The sequence below is a fragment of the Acinetobacter sp. CIP A162 genome (assembly GCF_000367905.1).
GTDB classification, from domain to species: Bacteria; Pseudomonadota; Gammaproteobacteria; order Pseudomonadales; family Moraxellaceae; genus Acinetobacter; species Acinetobacter lwoffii.
Genome location: NZ_KB849159.1, coordinates 1,628,698 through 1,646,581 on the forward strand (window position 1 = coordinate 1,628,698; position 17,884 = coordinate 1,646,581).

Annotated in this window: 15 protein-coding genes; 2 read left to right on the forward strand and 13 right to left on the reverse strand. The window is 43.3% G+C overall.

Features of this window, described 5'->3' with window-relative positions:
- Positions 1-16 precede the first annotated feature (16 nt).
- Positions 17-826 (reverse strand): prolipoprotein diacylglyceryl transferase, encoded by an 810-nt coding sequence (lgt, locus tag F995_RS14070; protein WP_004278424.1) that lies wholly within the window; start codon positions 824-826, stop codon positions 17-19.
- Between the two features lie 93 nt (positions 827-919).
- Here lgt and F995_RS14075 point away from each other — a divergent pair, with 93 nt between their 5' ends.
- Positions 920-1,699: an NRDE family protein gene (locus tag F995_RS14075; protein ID WP_004278423.1), complete on the forward strand. Its 780-nt coding sequence runs from the start codon at positions 920-922 to the stop codon at positions 1,697-1,699.
- 57 nt (positions 1,700-1,756) lie between these two features.
- Here F995_RS14075 and F995_RS14080 read toward each other — a convergent pair whose 3' ends face one another.
- The 4 genes from F995_RS14080 to tatA form a co-directional block, all read right to left on the reverse strand.
- Positions 1,757-3,985 (reverse strand): PhoX family protein, encoded by a 2,229-nt coding sequence (locus F995_RS14080; RefSeq protein WP_004278422.1) that lies wholly within the window; start codon positions 3,983-3,985, stop codon positions 1,757-1,759.
- A 193-nt stretch (positions 3,986-4,178) separates the two neighbouring features.
- Positions 4,179-4,955: a twin-arginine translocase subunit TatC gene (gene tatC / locus F995_RS14085; RefSeq protein ID WP_004278421.1), complete on the reverse strand. Its 777-nt coding sequence runs from the start codon at positions 4,953-4,955 to the stop codon at positions 4,179-4,181.
- Positions 4,952-5,374 (reverse strand): Sec-independent protein translocase protein TatB, encoded by a 423-nt coding sequence (gene tatB, locus F995_RS14090; RefSeq protein ID WP_004278420.1) that lies wholly within the window; start codon positions 5,372-5,374, stop codon positions 4,952-4,954. The genes tatC and tatB overlap by 4 nt, the downstream gene beginning before the upstream one ends.
- A 9-nt stretch (positions 5,375-5,383) precedes the next feature.
- Positions 5,384-5,602: a Sec-independent protein translocase subunit TatA gene (gene tatA / locus F995_RS14095; RefSeq protein ID WP_004278419.1), complete on the reverse strand. Its 219-nt coding sequence runs from the start codon at positions 5,600-5,602 to the stop codon at positions 5,384-5,386.
- A gap of 186 nt (positions 5,603-5,788) precedes the next feature.
- Between tatA and F995_RS14100 the strand changes: the two genes are divergently transcribed.
- Positions 5,789-6,670, forward strand: coding sequence for an AEC family transporter (locus F995_RS14100; RefSeq protein ID WP_004278418.1), 882 nt, complete (start codon positions 5,789-5,791; stop codon positions 6,668-6,670).
- A 115-nt stretch (positions 6,671-6,785) separates the two neighbouring features.
- Here the strand turns inward: F995_RS14100 and rdgB are convergent, their stop codons facing one another.
- The 8 genes from rdgB to F995_RS14140 form a co-directional block, all read right to left on the reverse strand.
- Positions 6,786-7,412, reverse strand: coding sequence for an RdgB/HAM1 family non-canonical purine NTP pyrophosphatase (gene rdgB / locus F995_RS14105; RefSeq protein WP_004647419.1), 627 nt, complete (start codon positions 7,410-7,412; stop codon positions 6,786-6,788).
- 103 nt (positions 7,413-7,515) lie between these two features.
- Positions 7,516-8,106 carry a tetratricopeptide repeat protein gene (locus F995_RS14110; RefSeq protein ID WP_004647420.1) on the reverse strand — a complete coding sequence of 197 codons (591 nt, stop codon included), beginning with the start codon at positions 8,104-8,106 and terminating at the stop codon, positions 7,516-7,518.
- A complete protein-coding gene (gene metW / locus F995_RS14115; RefSeq protein WP_004278415.1) occupies positions 8,103-8,696 on the reverse strand; it encodes a methionine biosynthesis protein MetW in 594 nt (197 codons plus the stop codon). Before metW ends, F995_RS14110 begins: the two co-directional genes overlap by 4 nt.
- Complete coding sequence (gene metX, locus F995_RS14120; RefSeq protein ID WP_004647421.1) at positions 8,696-9,856, reverse strand: homoserine O-succinyltransferase MetX; 1,161 nt, start codon at positions 9,854-9,856, stop codon at positions 8,696-8,698. Before metX ends, metW begins: the two co-directional genes overlap by 1 nt.
- Positions 9,857-9,968: 112 nt before the next feature.
- Positions 9,969-11,666, reverse strand: coding sequence for a 2-isopropylmalate synthase (gene leuA / locus F995_RS14125; RefSeq protein WP_004278413.1), 1,698 nt, complete (start codon positions 11,664-11,666; stop codon positions 9,969-9,971).
- A 430-nt stretch (positions 11,667-12,096) separates the two neighbouring features.
- Positions 12,097-12,780, reverse strand: coding sequence for a Fe2+-dependent dioxygenase (locus F995_RS14130; RefSeq protein ID WP_004647422.1), 684 nt, complete (start codon positions 12,778-12,780; stop codon positions 12,097-12,099).
- A gap of 71 nt (positions 12,781-12,851) precedes the next feature.
- Entirely contained in the window at positions 12,852-15,140 is a 2,289-nt protein-coding gene (locus tag F995_RS14135) for a TonB-dependent receptor (protein WP_004647424.1), read from the reverse strand.
- Positions 15,141-15,448: 308 nt separating this feature from the next.
- A complete protein-coding gene (locus F995_RS14140) occupies positions 15,449-17,704 on the reverse strand; it encodes a TonB-dependent receptor domain-containing protein (protein WP_004647425.1) in 2,256 nt (751 codons plus the stop codon).
- Positions 17,705-17,884: the final 180 nt, after the last annotated feature.

Below are 17,884 nucleotides of genomic sequence, written 5' to 3' on the forward strand. Positions count from 1 at the left end.
CAATTACGCGATTTTCTCAGCTATTTTTGTTTGGACCCCAGTCATATATTTTCTTCTGGTAGGCATACCACATCATCCACAAGCCAATCAGGATCATTGGTAGGCTCAGGAATTGTCCTTTGCTCATCCAGCCAATAAACAGTTGGCCATTGTCCGGCTCACGGAAGAATTCAACCACAAAACGTGCCAGGCCATAACCGATCAGGAACAGTGCGGAAACTGCCATACGTGGACGCGGCTTGGAGCTGAACCACCATAGGACAATAAACAGGATCAGGCCTTCACATAGCGCCTGATACAGTTGTGAAGGATGACGAACCAGTTGCAGGGGATCAGTCGGGAAAATCATGCCCCAGGCAAAGTTTGGGTCGGTCACCTGACGGCCATACAGTTCGCCACCAATAAAGTTACCAATTCGGCCAAACATCAAGCCTGTCGGTACGCAAGGTGCGATAAAATCCAGAGTCTGGAACCAGGTCATCTTATATTTCTTGCACCACCATAACATGGCCAGAATAACCCCGAGGAAACCGCCGTGGAAACTCATACCACCGGTCCAGATCTGGAACAGCCATAAAGGATCGGCCAGGAACTGGGAAAAACCGTAGAAGAAGACATAACCGACACGGCCACCGATGATCACACCGAGTGCACCGAAAAAGATCAGGTCAGACACCATATCCGGTGTCCAGCCACGTTGTTTGGCGCGAAACGTCGCCAATCCCCAGGCAAATAAAAATGCCAGTAAGTACATCAGTCCATACCAGTGGACTTGTAAGGGCCCGAGCGAAATCGCTACGGGATCAATATTGGGATAGGTGAGCATTCCTGTTCCTTGTGATTCTGTTTTGCACAGATTTTAGCTGAAAGCAAAGAAAAATGTTGTACATTCAATGTGTAAAGATCGAGAGCGTAAATTATGTGTATCGTGGCATTGGCTTGGAAGGTTCTGGATCAGAGCCCATTATGTCTGATTTCAAATCGGGATGAGTTCTATCAGCGTCCTACGCAGGAGCTGCATGAATGGGAGAATAGTCCTATAATTGCCGGGCAGGATCTACAGTCGGGCGGTACCTGGATGGGGATTACGGCTTCCGGTCGCTGGGCGGTGATTACCAATTTTCGTGATGGACAGGACAAAGGGCATTATCCGACTTCACGTGGACATATCATCCAGAACTTTTTAGATTCTGACTTAACGCCCATTCGTTTTGCCCAAGATCTGGAACAACGTCAATGTGACTATGCCGGCTTTAATCTTTTTATTGGAAATCAAGATCAGGCCGTATATATGAGCAATCGCGGTGAAGCACCACAAGTACTGGCGCATGGCGTCTATGTGGTTTCCAATGGTCTGATGAGTGAAGACTGGTACAAGACCCGACATTTGCGCAAACGCTTTACCCAGGAATTTTTACCGATGCTGCAACAACAGTCAGTTTCGGAAGCTGATCTGTATCATGCAGTCTGGGATATTCTGGAAGATGAACGCAAGGTGATTCCTGAACTTCTGCCAGATACCGGTATCTCGGTTGAAATGGAACAGCTGCTGTCTTCGACTTTTATTCAGAGTCCGGCCTATGGCACCCGCTGCTCAAATTTTTTGATAATGCAGCAGGAACAATGGCACTGGATCGAGAAGTCACAACAAGGTGCGACCACAGGTCAAACTATTGAGAAAATAATTAGCCTGAAATAATCACCGAATATAAAAAATGCCGACTAGAAGTCGGCATTTTTTAGGTCACTTCAGGGTTTAAGCTTTAGGGGTTTCTAACGATTCACCTGCAATGACACCGCCATCTTTACGGGTAATCACGACTGTTGCTGAGCGTGGACGTGAATATGCACGACCAGTACTGATTAAATGTTCAGCTTGGTTTGCAGGCCAAGTACCACCTGGATGTTGCACGTTTACAAAAATGGCTTTGTAGTCAGGTGTCATAGTGACCCCTGTAATTTCACAGCCAGCAGGACCAACCAAGAAACGACGTAGCTTCGAGTCATCGAGCTTCGCACCCATAGGTGTTTTTTGTGTGCCTGTCCCCGCTGTTGCGGTTTGTACAGAACCATCGCTCACTGAACCAGGAAGTGCTGCCAGCATCATGCAGTTGGTTGTATCCGTATATGCACCATCGTCAGTTTGTAACCATAATACGCCTCGGTCATCAAACCACATACCATCTGGGCTAGAGAAGTCATTTGCATCCGTCAAGCCAGAAAGGTTTACACCTGGGATTGAATCTGCTTCGGCACCAAATAGGAAAATATCCCATGTAAATGATGTTGCAGTAACATCGTCGCCTGTTTCACGGAAGCGAATCACGTGACCATTAATATTGCCACGTAGGCGGTTCGTTGTATCATCATCATCTGAATATTGGCGTGGATTAGCTGCATCAATTACATGTGCTGAACCGCGTTGTGAGTTATTAGTTAATGTGACATACACTTCGCCATTATGTGGATTTACCGCAACCCATTCAGGGCGGTCCATTTTAGTTGCGCCCGCTGCATCGGCTGCGATACGTGCATTGACCAAAATATCTGCTCGGTCTGCAAATTTGTATTCTGCATAGTTGGCAATCTTTGGATTAGACAAAGAGAGTTCTAACCATTGGCCTTTAGCTTCACCCGTTGCTTCATTGAAATCAAATTGCGCAACATAAAGCTTACCGTTATTCATGTATTTGTCGCCAGCCGCATAGCCACCGTTGACATCAGTAGGATTCCATGGAGTATCTGAGACAAATTTATAGATGTATTCGCCTTGTGAATCATCACCCATATAGAATGCAAGTGGTTTACCTGCAATGGCACGGCTAGCACGGCAGTCTTCATGAGCAAAGCGACCTAAAGCGGTACGTTTTACTGGCATACTACGATTATCAAACGGATCTATTTCAACAATCCAACCGAAAGTATTAATCGAGTTGCGATAATCCTCTTGTTCCGATGCACCGCTGATGACTGTGTTCCAACGGCTGAAATAATCTGGCGTAAAGATTTGTGGATTTCTAATGCTTTGCCAGTTATAACCACGTGCGCCATTATTGACTTTATAGCGTTTTAACGCATGTTCGGTATTGGCATCGCGTACATCCCCGCCTTCGGTGTCTTTTTGACGTGCGAGATATTGGTTGAAGTTTTCTTCAGTGGTGAGATAAGTGCCCCAAGGGGTATAGCCGTTACCACAGTTGTTGATGGTGCCACGTGTTTTGGTACCATCTGGGCTAAATGCTGTTTGTACCAACGTATTACCACGTACAGGGCCACGGTATTCCATTTCAGTTGCTGCTGTAATACGGCGGTTAAATGGCGAGTTTAAATCGACCGTGATTTCTTGTGTCTCAGGATTTTTGTTGATTGCAACAATAGAAACACCATGAGAGTTCACTTCACGGATCACTTCATCTTCAGTGATATCATCTTGATCAAATATGCTACCACGAGGGTGTAAGTCATCACGTTGTAAATATTCGTGATTCATCACCAATAAGCCAGTGTCCGATACAGTCGCATCAAAATTTTGCTTGCTGGTATTTAAACCAAAAAAGGTCATACCATCATGGTTGTCACCGACACGGCGTTCGTAGGATACACCACTAGGAATATTGTTTTCATCCCATACAGGTAGGCTTGGGTGTAAAGGATCACCTACCGCATGTAGGACTTTAAAATCATAGCCTTCAGCCACAGTAAATTGCTCTAAAGTGTTTTTATCCACTGGTTTGAAGGTTAATGATTTAGGTGTTGCAGTTAAATCTGGTTCATTCGGTGTTGCAGGTATGCTTGGCGGAGTTGATTCTTCATCATTATCGCTACAGCCCGTAAGTGAGGCTGCTAAGGTTAATGCTACTGCACCACCAGCCGTCTTTTTAATTAAATCGCGACGACTCATCTGTTGGTTAAACAGTTGGTGAAATTCTGGGTTCCCCGAAGTGTTGCTGTCATAATCATCATTAAAAGCAATTTGATCAGTCATATTTTGTTCCTAGCAGTATGTGCTTGGTTGTTTTAAATGGTTATGAGTAAATTAACGGCTAAAAATGACAGGGAAGTGAAAGAATTGTTTCAATAAAATTAAATAAATCAGTATTTTATTGAAAATTAAAAACAAAAAGACAGCAAGAGCTGCCTGAGTAAATCGATATTTTTGTTGTTTTGGCTGGTTATTGTTATTCGGTCTTTAAACGACGTTTCTCAATCAGTTTCCCTGCCAGCAAACCCAGTTCAAACAGTAGCCACATTGGGACAGCCAGCATGATCATCGACAGGGCATCCGGAGGTGTAACAAACATTGCCACAAAAAAGCAACCCACAATAATAAAGCGCCGTTTCTCTACCAGAGTCTGTGTCGAAACTGCGCCAATCAAGATCAGAACCAGGGTAATAATAGGAATTTCAAAGGTAAAACCAAAGACCAGAAACAGCTTTAAACAGAAGCTGAGATAACTGTTAATGTCGGTCATCGGTGCCACAGTTTCCGGCGAAACACTGATAAAAAAATGCAGAATTGAGGGCAATGCCACAAAGTAGGCAAAGCTGATGCCAGTATAAAACAGCACGATACTACCGATCAGAAGCGGCAAGGCCAGGCTCTTTTCTTTGGCATATAGTGCAGGCTTAATAAAGGTCCAAAGCTGATATAGGATAAACGGCATCGCGATCATCAGCGCGACAAAGAAGTTCAGCTTAAAGGGTGCCATGAAGGTTGCAGTGACATCCGTAGCAATCATGGTCGAGCTGGCAGGTAGCTGTGCACGCAATGGTTCAGACAACCATTGATAAGTCTGATTGGCAAAGGGTAATAAGCAGAAAAACAGGCCAATCAGGACAGTAACCACTTTAAACAGATGCTTTCTTAAGATGATCAAATGCTGGGTAATCGGCATCTGTTCAAGGTTCAGCGCTGCAGCATCATTTGAGGCTGGTGTGGTCGGTAAGGATGTCATACGGCCACCTTCATTTCTGTATAGCGTGGTTCTGAAATCACGGTTTGAGTTGCTCTAGGCTTAGGTAAATACACGGGGGATACAGGCTGTATCACCGGCTGATAGCTGAGCAAGGGCTGAACAGCTTGCGATTTTATTTTTACTTCATCGGTTGCCATCGGCTGCTGCAAATCTGTTATTTGTGCCTGCATCTTGGCTTCCAGTTCCTGAATCCGTTGCATTTCAGCTTGCATCTGTTCACGTAGCTCGGACAGGCGCAATTCACGGTCAAGATCATTCTGAACATTGCTCACCATACGCTTGATCTTGCCGTACCATGTTCCGACAAAACGGACTGCTTCCGGAAGCTTATCTGGCCCAAGGACCAAAAGTGCAATAATTCCGAAAATCAGCAGCTCGGTCATTCCAATATTGAGCATAGCGAACTCTTAACTTTTAACCGAATGTTCAGGCGTTTTGACTTGGGCCTCAATAGTGCGCGGCTCTGCAAGTTTGGCCTGTTCAGCTTCTTCATCTTTGACTGATTTTTTAAAGTCTTTAATCGCGCCGCCGACGTCTTTACCCAGATTTTTAAGTTTCGATGTGCCGAACAATAAAATCACTACAATTGCAAAAATCAGCACATGCCAAATTGATAATCCTGCCATTATTTTATCCTCTATATTTCATGCACCTATCTCAGCAGGCTTGTATGACAGCGCGGTGACGCTTTGATGACAGTTTGCCGACACAGCAGCGGGGTAATGAATCACTCAGATCAAAAATTCTATCATTTGAGAAAAACTAAGCTGTGCTAGCATACAGCCTGATATGGAAATCTCAGCAGCATTGTCATGGCCTTGATTCTTCCCCTCCTGTCTTTTCTGATCGGTTATTGGGGGGTGCAATATTTAAAACCGATTCGACCTTTTTTGGCTGCTTTATTGGCACGGGTACTGATTCCGGTACTCATTATCTACAACATGGTGTTTTACCAAGAGGGTAGTTTGTGGCTGATTGCCTTCAGTTTTTTCTGTTCCTGTCTGTTTTTTGCCTTATTTTATTTCACCCTGAAAAATAAACTGCGTGCCTTATGCCTGAGCTATTTAAATGGGGCATGGCTGGGAATTCCTTTTGCCTTGGCAGTTTTTGGTCCACAAGTGACCAGTACCGTGGTGGCGTTGTATATTGGTGGTTCTTTGTTTGGCAATGTCTGCGCAGTAATGGCAGTCAGTGAAGCCCGACAAGACACGCGTTATATTTTAAAAAATGTGTTGTTCTCACCTCCGGTGGTCGCTTTGTCGATGGCAGCTTTATTGTCATTTTGGGATTTGAGTCATTGGCAGCAAGTGCCTTGGATAGAGATACTGTATCAGGCCAATAAAGTACTGGTCACTTTTAGCGGCATGTGTGTGCTGGGAATGTGGCTGAGCAATGTGCGGATCAGCCGCTTCGATTTAATGCGCAGTCTGCAACTTATTTTTTGTCGTGGGCTATTTGCTGTTTTACTGTGTGTTGCCGCCTATTATTATTTACCTATTCCGCAGCAGACGCTGACCTATGCGGTACTGCTGATGTTCTTTTTATTGCCGCCTGCAGCCAATATTGTGGCACTGGAAACCCATTATCAGGGAACGGGCCATTCCGCCAAATATATTGCTTCGGGAACTTTGGCCAGCGCGATCTTGATTGCCTTATATGGGGTAATCGTGCATGCGTTGATGCCTACGCTATAGATTCCCTCTCTTTTTAGGAGATGAGAAACGCTGTTTCGCAAGGGGAGAGATGTATTTTAAAAATCCCTCACCCCAGCCCTCTCCCAAAGGGAGAGGGGGTAATGAGAGGAGGAACTTACTTCGCCAAACTCTTCTTAAACAACTGCATCGCCTGACCACGATGACTGATTTTATTCTTTTCTTCCTTGCTCATTTCTGCACTGGAAATTCCCAGTTCCGGTAACCAGAACAACGGGTCATAGCCAAAACCATTTTTACCACGTGCAGCTTCCAGAATTTCCCCGTGCCAGATACCCTGAAAGACTTGCGGTAAGGGATCTTCGGCATGTTGGACCAGTGCCAGTACACAAACAAACATGCCTTCAATTGCTTCACCATCTTGGCGTAAGGGTTTGAGATCGGCTAGCAGTTTTTCATTATTGGCGGTATCGTTGCCATGTTCCCCAGCATAACGGGCCGAGTAAATGCCGGGAACGCCTCCAAGAACTGGCACACAAATGCCTGAATCATCTGCAATAGCAGGTTTTCCGGAAATTTTAGCGGCATGGCGGGCCTTAATAATGGCATTTTCGACAAAGCTTAAACCGTCTTCGATGGCATCTTCGATATTCAACTTGCCTTGAGCCACGACTTCAACCGGGAGTTGTAGCTCGGCAAACAGTTTTTCAAACTCGGCAATTTTACCTTTGTTATTACTCGCCAATACCAGTGTGCCTTCGGATAACCAGTCAGTTGCAGCCATGTTAAAACTCATTATTAGATCAAGAATGAGTACTATTTTAGCAATGGATCAGGAACTTGCGGCAATAAAAAAGCACCCGAAGGTGCTATTTATACCATTCAGCTTATTGTGCCTGAATCCATCTGTCGGCACGATCACGCGCCTGACGGATCTGCTCTTGGGTTAAGTTCGCTGCCAAGGCAGTTTTTCTGCCTTCCGACAGCGTAATCACCTTATTGTCGAGCATGCCATCACGGGTAGACAGTTCATACCACTGGTAAGCGCCCATATAGTTTTTCTTTTTCTCTTCCATCATTGCCAGATTAAAGCTGGCACGGTTATCGCCACGGCTGGCCGCTTTTTCAAAATACTGACGCGCCAGCGCTTCATCTTTTCTGGTGCCAATACCATCTGCCAGCATACGGCCGACATTCAGCTGGGCAACTGCCAGACCTTGATCCGCAGCAGCTTTATACCAGGCAAAGGCCTGTCGTTCATCTTTTTGAATGTCTTTACCATACTGGTATTTGGTGGCCAGATAAAACTGTGCGCCGGCCTGACCAGCTTTCGCTGCTTTGGTCAGACTGTTGATATCCATGATGGAATACTGAGCCGCTTGACTGGCAACAGATGGACTAGGTGCAACATAATCTGCATGGGCTTGCATGCCAAAAAGTCCCGCCAGTAGCGTCGTACTTAATAATAATTTTTTCATAGCGCGCTCACTCGATAAATTGCGACTTCACCAAATAGATTAGGGAGATGCTTGCTCAGCAAACTATCTTCTTGATTCCCGTTCACAGCGAGTCGATTAATAATTTTGATGTTATTTTCCGCACAAAGTGCTTCAAAATCACGAAATGTACATAAGTGGATATTCGGGGTGTTATACCACATATACGGCAAGGCTTCAGAAACCGGCATTCTCCCTTTGATTGCCAAGAAAGAACGGGTCTTCCAGTGGGCAAAGTTCGGGAAGGTAATAATAGCCTGTTTCCCCACACGCACCATATCACGTAATAATACGTCAGGCGCATCTACAGCTTGCAAAGCTTGTGCCATGACCACATTGTCAAAAGACTGGTCAGCAAAGCGGCTTAAGCCGAGGTTTAAGTCTTGCTGGATGATATTTAACCCGCGACTGACTGCAATTGCAATCTTTTCCTGATCAATTTCTAATCCGTATGCACGAATATCGTGCTTTTTGCTCATTTGTGCCAGCAGTTCACCGTCGCCACAACCAAGGTCGAGTACGCTGGAACCTGGCTTGATCCACTTTTCAGCGAGTTGTTGATCGATACGCATTATATGGTCTCCTTCGGTGTTGCTTTCAGGTGTTCTTCACCACCCAAGAATGCACGCAAAGATTTTACATAGAGCGGAATCGGGAACAGGAAGGAGTCATGGCCTTGCTCCGCATCAATATCCAGATAGCTGACAGGTTTGTGATTGCTGATCAAGGCATCCACGATTTCCTGTGAGCGGGCAGGGGTAAAACGCCAGTCAGTGGTAAATGACACCACCAGGAACTTGCACTGGGTATTGGCCATGGCTTTTTTGAGCGACTGTTCATATTCACGCGACGGATCAAAGTAATCCAGTGCCTTGGTCATGATCAGATAGGTATTGGCATCGAAGTTACGGCTGAACTGTTCACCCTGATAACGCAGATAGCTTTCGACCTGAAATTCGACATCGAAACCATACATAAATTTGCCTGATTTTAAATCACGGCCAAACTTCTGCTTCATGGCTTCTTCGGACAGGTAGGTAATGTGGCCGACCATACGCGCCAGAATCAGGCCACGTTTAGGATAGCTGTCATTTTCCAGATAACGGCCATTATGGAAATCTGGGTCTGATAAAATCGACTGACGTGCCACTTCGTTAAAGGCAATATTCTGTGCAGAAAGCTTTGGAGCGCTGGCAATAATTACGCATTTTCTTAAACGGTTTGGATAATCCACTGACCATTGCAATGCCTGCATACCACCCAGTGAACCACCAATAATGGCATCCCAGGTATCAATCCCTAAACGATCAGAGAGCAGGGCCTGAGTTTTGACCCAGTCACGGACCGTAACCAAGGGGAAATCGGGACCATAAGGACGGTTATCATTTTCAGGGTTTGGCGAGATTGGGCCGGTAGAACCGCTACAGCCACCAATATTATTCAGTGAAACCACAAAGAATTTTGAAGTATCAATGGCTTTGCCGGGGCCAATGCATGAATCCCACCAGCCGGCTTTTTTATCATCTTCATGATGATAGCCTGCGGCATGGTGATGACCGGAAAGGGCATGACAAATCAGAATGGCATTGGACTTATCGGCATTGAGTTCGCCATAAGTTTCAACCATCAGTTCAAAACGTGGGAGGATGCGACCGCATTCAAGCTCTAACGGCTCTTCAAATTGGAACTTTTGTGGGACAACAATGCCCACTGAGTCAGCTGGAAAAGACACGGGGAGGATTCGCCTTAAATCTTTAGTATGAATAATAAAAGGATACCATTTGCCGGTATCCTTCTAAAGTCATTTTAGTGCTATGAATTATCGCAAATTCTAATACAGCCGTTTAGACTGCAGCAGCAATTACCTGATCAGTGCTTAATACACCCTGATCAATCAGGCGATTGGTCGAGGCAATAATTGCTTCAATAGAAGAGGTCACGATGTTGTCATGTACCCCGGCACCAAAGGCAGATTTACCGGTACCTTTCACCTGAAGTTCGATCAAGGCCAAGGCTTTGGCATGAGCACCTGAACTGATGCTGCGCTCTTCATAGTTCACCACGTCAATTGGCAACTGAAGTGCATCCAAAATCGCAGAAATTGGACCATTGCCTTCACCGCGAACACGACGTGACTGTCCATCAATTTCAAGATCAAGCTCAATCACCTGATTGCCATTATCATCTGACAATTTGTAATTTTTCGCAGAATAGTGAACGTTTTTAGCATCCACATAAGTTTCTTTGAATAACTTCCAGATTTCAGTCGCACTGATTTCAGTGCCTTGCTCATCGGTACGTTTTTGTACGATCTGAGAGAATTCAATCTGTAAACGACGCGGCAAGATCACGTTGTAGTTCGATTCTAACAAGTAGGCAATACCGCCTTTACCTGATTGTGAGTTAACACGGATCACGGCGTCATAGTCACGGCCCAAATCTTTCGGGTCGATTGGCAAGTACGGCATATCCCAGATTTCTTCGTTCTTCTGGAACTCGAAACCTTTTTTGATCGCATCCTGATGCGAACCCGAGAATGCAGTAAACACCAAATCACCGGCATAAGGATGACGCGGGTGCACAGGTAAACCAGTACATTCTTCCACAGTCGCAATGATTTCATTGATGTTGGAGAAATCCAAGTTTGGTGCTACACCTTGGGTATACATGTTCAAGGCAATCGCAGCCACGTCGACGTTACCGGTACGTTCACCATTTCCGAAGACACAGCCTTCAACTCGGTCAGCACCAGCCATAATTGCCAATTCTGAAGCGGCAATGCCACAGCCACGGTCGTTATGACAATGCACAGAAATGATCACACCGTCACGACGCTGAATGTTACGGTGCATCCATTCGATTTGATCGGCATAGATGTGTGGACCTGAAACTTCTACCGTTGCAGGTAAGTTTAAGATCACTTTATTCTCTGGAGATGCTTCCCAGATTTCAGTGACGGCATCGCAGACATCTTTCGCGACTTCTAATTCGGTTGCAGTAAAACATTCCGGGCTGTACTGAAATACGAATTCAGTTTCCGGCTGTTTTGCGGCATATTCTTTTACTTTCTGTGCAGCATTAATGGCTAACTGTTTTGCACCTTCAACATCAACATTCAAGACTTTGTTGCGGAATGTCGGCGAGTTGGAATTATAGATATGTACAATGGCACGTTTCGCACCTTGTAAAGATTCAAAGGTACGTTGAATCAAGTGATCACGTGCCTGAACCAATACCTCAATATAGACGTCATCCGGAATATGACCTTCTTCAATCAATTTACGGGTGAAATCGAAGTCAATTTGCGATGCTGACGGGAAGCCGATTTCAATATGCTTGAAACCGATTTTGACCAACATCTGGAACATCTTGAATTTCTGCTCCATGTTCATTGGCTCAAAGATCGCTTGGTTACCGTCACGCAGGTCGGTACTCATCCAGATTGGCGCTTTGTTGATTTCATTGTTCGGCCATTGACGGTCTGGTAAGTCCACACGTTGATACATGCGACGGTATTTTTTACTTGGATCAGCCAACATCATGAGAGAGCTCCTTATGCTAACTTGGGTACCGTAATCTTGGTTAAAGCGGTGCGTGGGTCAGCGACATAGATTTTGTCTATTCATCTTGGGTATTTAGTGACAATCTGGTTCAAACCTGAAATATGGTCTAAATATTGGTGGTTTAGCTTCGCCAAATGCACTAAATGCCTTACTTATAATTTAAAGTTTAATCCACTTATCCCGAAAAGTTTTTGCTATTTTTATGGATTTTAGTCGTATGGTAATAAAGATTTTCTTATAAAGTTTAAGTGGTGAGAAATATTTTCACTTATTTTAAATATTGTATTTTATATTTTCTCTATTTGGGCATAATTCGTTATTTATTACGTTCAATAGTGCCATAACGCAGTATATTTTAATAAAAAATAAATCCAATGATTTTCAAAGATCATTGACGTCAGGGCATCTTTTAAAGTTCAGCCCATTTACGCATTAAATTATGATACAGATTGGTCAGTTTCATGACCTCTGCATGCTGATCGCCCAGCTGCATTCTCAGGTTTTGAATACTCTGATCCAGATTAAACAGCATATGCCGTTCTGCATCATCACGGATCATGCTTTGTACCCAAAAAAATGAAGCAATTCGACAACCGGAAGTGATCGGGGTGACTTCATGCAGGCTGGTGGATGGATACAGAATCATATCACCGGCAGGCAATTTTACTTCGTGATAACCGTAAGTGTCTTCGACCACCAGTTCACCACCGACGTATTCTTCAGGTTCACTCAAGAAAACCGTACAGGATAAATCCGTTCTAAGGCGTTCATTGCTGCCGCGAATACGACGAATCGAATTGTCGACATGAAAGCCGAAAGCTTCATTATTTTCATAGCGGTTAAAAAGCGGGGGAATGATATCCAGCGGAATCGCCGCCGATAAAAACAAAGCATGCTGTCCCAGAGATTCAAGAATGATCGTGCTTAAATGCTGGGTCAGGGAATGATCTTCAGGCAGTTGCTGATTCTGTTTCACCGTTGCAGAGAGTGTACCTGCGGTAACCTTGCCATTGACCCACTCAATCTTATTCATCTCCTCACGGAAATATTGCACCTGTTCTTTGCTCAGTACATTTGGAATATGATGCAGCACTGGAAACCCCTGAATAATCGTATTTTAAAAATAACATAGCCCCCATCAGGAGGCTATGCGGTTGCATTGAATTAATATTTAAAGTTGACTGCCAGCACTGCGCTACGGCCTTCTGCTTCGGTCGCATAATGAGATGAATAGGCTTTAGTGAAGTAACGTTCATCAGACAGGTTGTTGACGTTCAATTGTAAATCAACGTTTTTATTCACGTTATAACGTGCCATGGCATCATAGCGAACATAGCCCGGTACAAACTTGGTATTAGTAGCATTACCATAGACTTTGTCCATTGCGACGGCACCAGCACCTAGAGTTAAAGCAGGAGTTACTGCATAAGTAGTCCAAAGGGTTGCACTGTTTTTCGCGACGTTTTGAACTTGGTTCCCATTGCTAGGATTTGGCGCATATACAGCAGGTTGACCTGTAGCGGCAGTATTTACAAATCCACCATCAATCATTTCACTGTCTAAATAAGTATAACCCGCAGATATAGCCCATTTATCCGTGATGTTGCCATTTACACCAAGCTCAATACCATCGACACGAGTTTCACCAATATTACTTGTGGTGCCATCATCTCCGGTCGCACGAGTATTGGTTTTTTCCGTGCGGAAAATAGCTGCAGTCAGATTAAGTTTGTCATTGAGTACATCCCATTTAGTTCCTAACTCCATGGTCCGGACTTCTTCAGGTTTAAGATTATTTATTGCAGCAGTAATCCCTTCAGAGCCATCGCCACCATCTACGCCGACTGGATTTGCAGATGTTGCATAACTTGCATAGATACTGCCATTTTCAACAGGTTTAAAGGTCAGGCCAGCTTGATAGTTGATAAAGTCTTTATCATTTTCAAGTTTAACAATTGTTCCTGCTGGAGTCGTAGTATTAAAACGACCTGCAAGCATGGTTTGCTCAGTTGAGTAGTGATCCCAACGTACGCCTAAATCTAAAAGCCACTGAGGGGTGAATTCAATACTATCCAGGAAATAAACAGACTTTGATTTGCTTTGAATATTGTACTGGTCGGCACCATTGGTACTTAATGTACCTGTCCATGGCCCACGGTTTGGGTTTTGTACCGAAGTACACCAGCCCGAAGTAATATCACCAGCGTTACAGGCATTGTGTACATTACCTGTAGCGTTAACCCCATCAATAATGTATTGGGTACGGTCAGTTTCTTGGTCTGAATATTCGGCACCTAGATTAAAACTATGTTTAAGCATACCGGTATTAAATTTACCGGTTAAAGCAAGTTGGTCGGTAAAAGCATCAGTATCTGCCACACGTGAGTTGGCACGTGCCCAGACATTTCCATTCAGTAAGAAGTTGCCTCTTGAGTCATCCGGGTTAGTCCACAGGTAATCATTTTTAGACGTGTTATACACTGCGGTATTGCTAATGGTTAAGTTGTCCGTCAGATCATGTTCTAATTTAAGCGTTCCTGACTGATTTTCCTGTTTCTGGAAGTCACGATCTTTCCAGCCATAGTATTGACCTTGTTTAATATCAATTGGCTTGCCGTTGCCATTCAATCCTACATTTGCATTTGTGAGCGCAAATGGATTGTTATAAGGAATACCTGAATCAGGTGTGTCATCGGTTTTTAAATAGTAATAACTTAAAGTCGCGCGGGTAGGAGTGTCCAGACCAAATACAATACTCGGTGCAATACCGGCACGTTTATATTCGGCACCATTTTTCTGGCCAGCTTTTTCATTATGGTGACCCATCACGGCCACACGTGCTGCTATACCATTTCCAAAATCTTTATTGCCATCCAAGGTTATGCGTTGATAGTTGTCAGTACCACCCGCGACAGAACCTTCTAGAAAGTCACCCGCTTTAGCAACTTTAGAAATCATGTTGATACTACCACCAGTCGTTCCTGCACCGCCCATAGCAGATGCAGAACCTTTGGTGACTTCAACCTGTTCGACAGCAAACATTTCACGGTTCTGTGAAGTGGCGTTGCGTACGCCGTCTACATACATCGAGCTTTCAGAATTATAACCCCGAATAAAAGGACGATCACCGTTTGGATTGCCACCTTCACCTGCGCCCAAGGTAATCCCCGGAACTGTACGCAAGGCATCACTTAAGGTAGTGACTTGTGTATCTTCAATTAACTGTTTTGAAATGACCGAAACTGACTTAGGGGTATCGAGTAAAGGCGCTACAAATTTGCTGTTTGCAGATTTGTTTACTTTTAAGCCAGGTGCTTGTTCAGCTCTAACCTCTTGATGAATAGTCTCTAACTGGATCACCTGTTCTTCTGCCATCGCAGATCCAGCCACCATTGATAAAGATGAAACAATTGCAGAGGAAACGATTTTTTTACGTGTTTTAATGAAGGTCATGTTAAACCTAGAAAATGAATATTAAAAAAGTATGAGAATAATAATGATTCTTGTTTTTATTTTTATCCTTTTGTCATGGGAATTCATGATCTTTAAGAAAATATTAAATGAGATTTTAAATGTAATGATATAACAATAAGTATTTAAGTTTTTGATTTTATTTAGTATTGATAAAGAAAGCGGATTGCTGGCTTTTTATTGAGAATAATGATGTTTATAAAAGGGCACAAATTAGGGAGGTTTCATGGAGTACTCATTGAGTGATAAAAAACCCTGCCGAAGCAGGGTTTTGAATCATGACTTTTATATTAGAAGTCGTATGAAACAGATAACCAGTAGTTACGGCCTGGAATATAAGTACCCGCTAAACCACTCGTCGTTTTAGTATATAGGAAAGCATTTTCAACTTCGTTATCACTATTAATAAATGACTTATAGTCGCCAAAGTCTTTGTTCAATAAGTTATTCACACGACCTGAAACAGTAACTTGATTGTTGACTTTATAAGATGCACCTAAATTAAATAGCTCATAGGCTTTTAACTTATTGCCGACAGCATCAATTTCACGACTTACATTGACATCGCTTAAATCAGGATCTATGAAACGTACACGGTCAGATTTATATTCAGCTTCTAACCAGGTAGTGAACTTATCATTCACATACCAAGTTCCTGTGAAGTTCAAAGCGTGACGAGGTGTATTTTCAATAGGATTACCTTTATTTTCACCTTCGGTAATTTCAGACTCTAACCAAGTATAGTTTGCTTTTACATCAAAGCTTGGAGAAATTTCATATTTAGCACTAAGTTCCACACCGTAGCTTTCAGCTTCGCCTGCATTGCCTTTAAAGCTAAAGTTTTGCTGATTATCAAAACTGCCTACAGTCATGCAGTTGTTTGCAGGTGCTTGTCCTGTTGGGCGACCTGCCCATAAACAGTTTTCAACGACGCGTGCATCACTGATGATAATATCTTTAAACTGAGTAAAGAACGCAGTGGTAGCTAAAGAGAAATTAGACAAGTTGTCGTAAACGAAACCAAGTTCATAGTTTGTGGTTTCTTCAGGCTTAAGATCTGGGTTGCCCAAAGTCACGTTTCGGCCTTGTGAGCTAAAACCATTGATTCCATTATGAAGGTCATTCGCTGTTGGAACTTTATAGCCAGTACTTATACCACCTTTTAAAATCAACTGATCATTGGTGTTCCAAACTAAATATGCGCGAGGTGTAAAGTGACCACCAAAAGCACTATGGTCTTCGTAGCGACCACCGAAAGTGAATGCAAGAGAATCCGTTAGATTCCATTCATCCTCAGCGAACACAGACCAAGAATCTTGTTTAAAAGCAACTCCATTACCTGCTGAGTTATCGATGGTTTCACCATCTTTATATTCAACACCAGCTGTAAGTTTATGGTTGCCAAGTGTTGAAATAATACGAGAATCAACGGTTAGGTCTTTATTTTCTAAAATACGATCTTGTGTACCATCTGAATAATAATTGTATTCAGGTACATTTCCTTTTGGAAGACGACGGCCTTCTTGTTTAGAAGAAACATAGTTTGCAAATGTTTTCCATTGACCTAAGCTAAGCTCAGCATCTACACCTGCAGAAATACGATCTCTTAAGAATTTGATCTCGTCTTTATATGAACCAATTCCTGATGGTAAACCTGTCGTACGGTTGAATTCGTAAAGTTCACCTAAACGGGCATCACTATTATCAAAACGTTGTTTAGCATGATCAAAGTCTACCCAAGTAGAGACATTATCATTTACATTTAGCGTAAGTTTTGTACCCACAGCATAATTATTTGCTTCTACTGTACGTGGGTCACGACCTTGGCTACCTTCATCAATAGTTTTTGCGGGGGTAACAAGTCGATCTGATTGATCGCGGTGGAAAAACTCGCCACGTACTTGTATACCAAGTTTATCTTGAATCACTGGACCATTAACAACTGCACTGGTTTTCCAGTTATTACCAATATCAGAATTTTCTTGAATATTCTGTTCAACAGAAACGTTACCATTCCATTCTGATGCAACTTTCTTGGTAATAATATTAATGATACCGCCCATGGCATCAGAACCATAAAGGGTAGACATAGGACCACGAATGACTTCAATACGTTCAATAGAAGCTAATGGTGGCATAAAGCTTGTACTAAATTCACCAAAACCATTTGGACCAATTGAACCAGAAGTATTCTGACGCTGACCATCGATCAAAATAAGAGTGTAAGATTGATTCAGACCACGCATTTGGATATTTAAACCACCAGTTTTGCCTTGGCCATTTCGTACGTCGACACCTGGTACTTCACTGAGCGCATCTGCAATACTGGTAATACCTTTTTTCTTTAATTCTTCTGCGGTTACTACACTAATTGAAGCAGGCGCATTTTTAATATCTTGTTCAAAACCCGCCGCTGAAACCACAATCGTAGACATTTGATGTGTTGTTGTAGGAGTCGCTGTCTCGTTCACAGTCTCTGCAAAAGTAGATGTTGCTGTAACCCCAAGAATTGCCAATGTAAGTGGACGAAGACTAAAACTATGCATGACCAGATTCCCGAACCGAAGAATAAATTAGTATTGTTGCTCAAATAAGAAACTGGATATTAATGATAGTATTTATCATTTGCAATAAAAATATACATTTTCTCTATTTAAATTGGGTTGACTAGGTATCTGGAAAGGTGGCAATTCAAGTGAAAAAAGGGCTTAAAAACTGGAACTCGC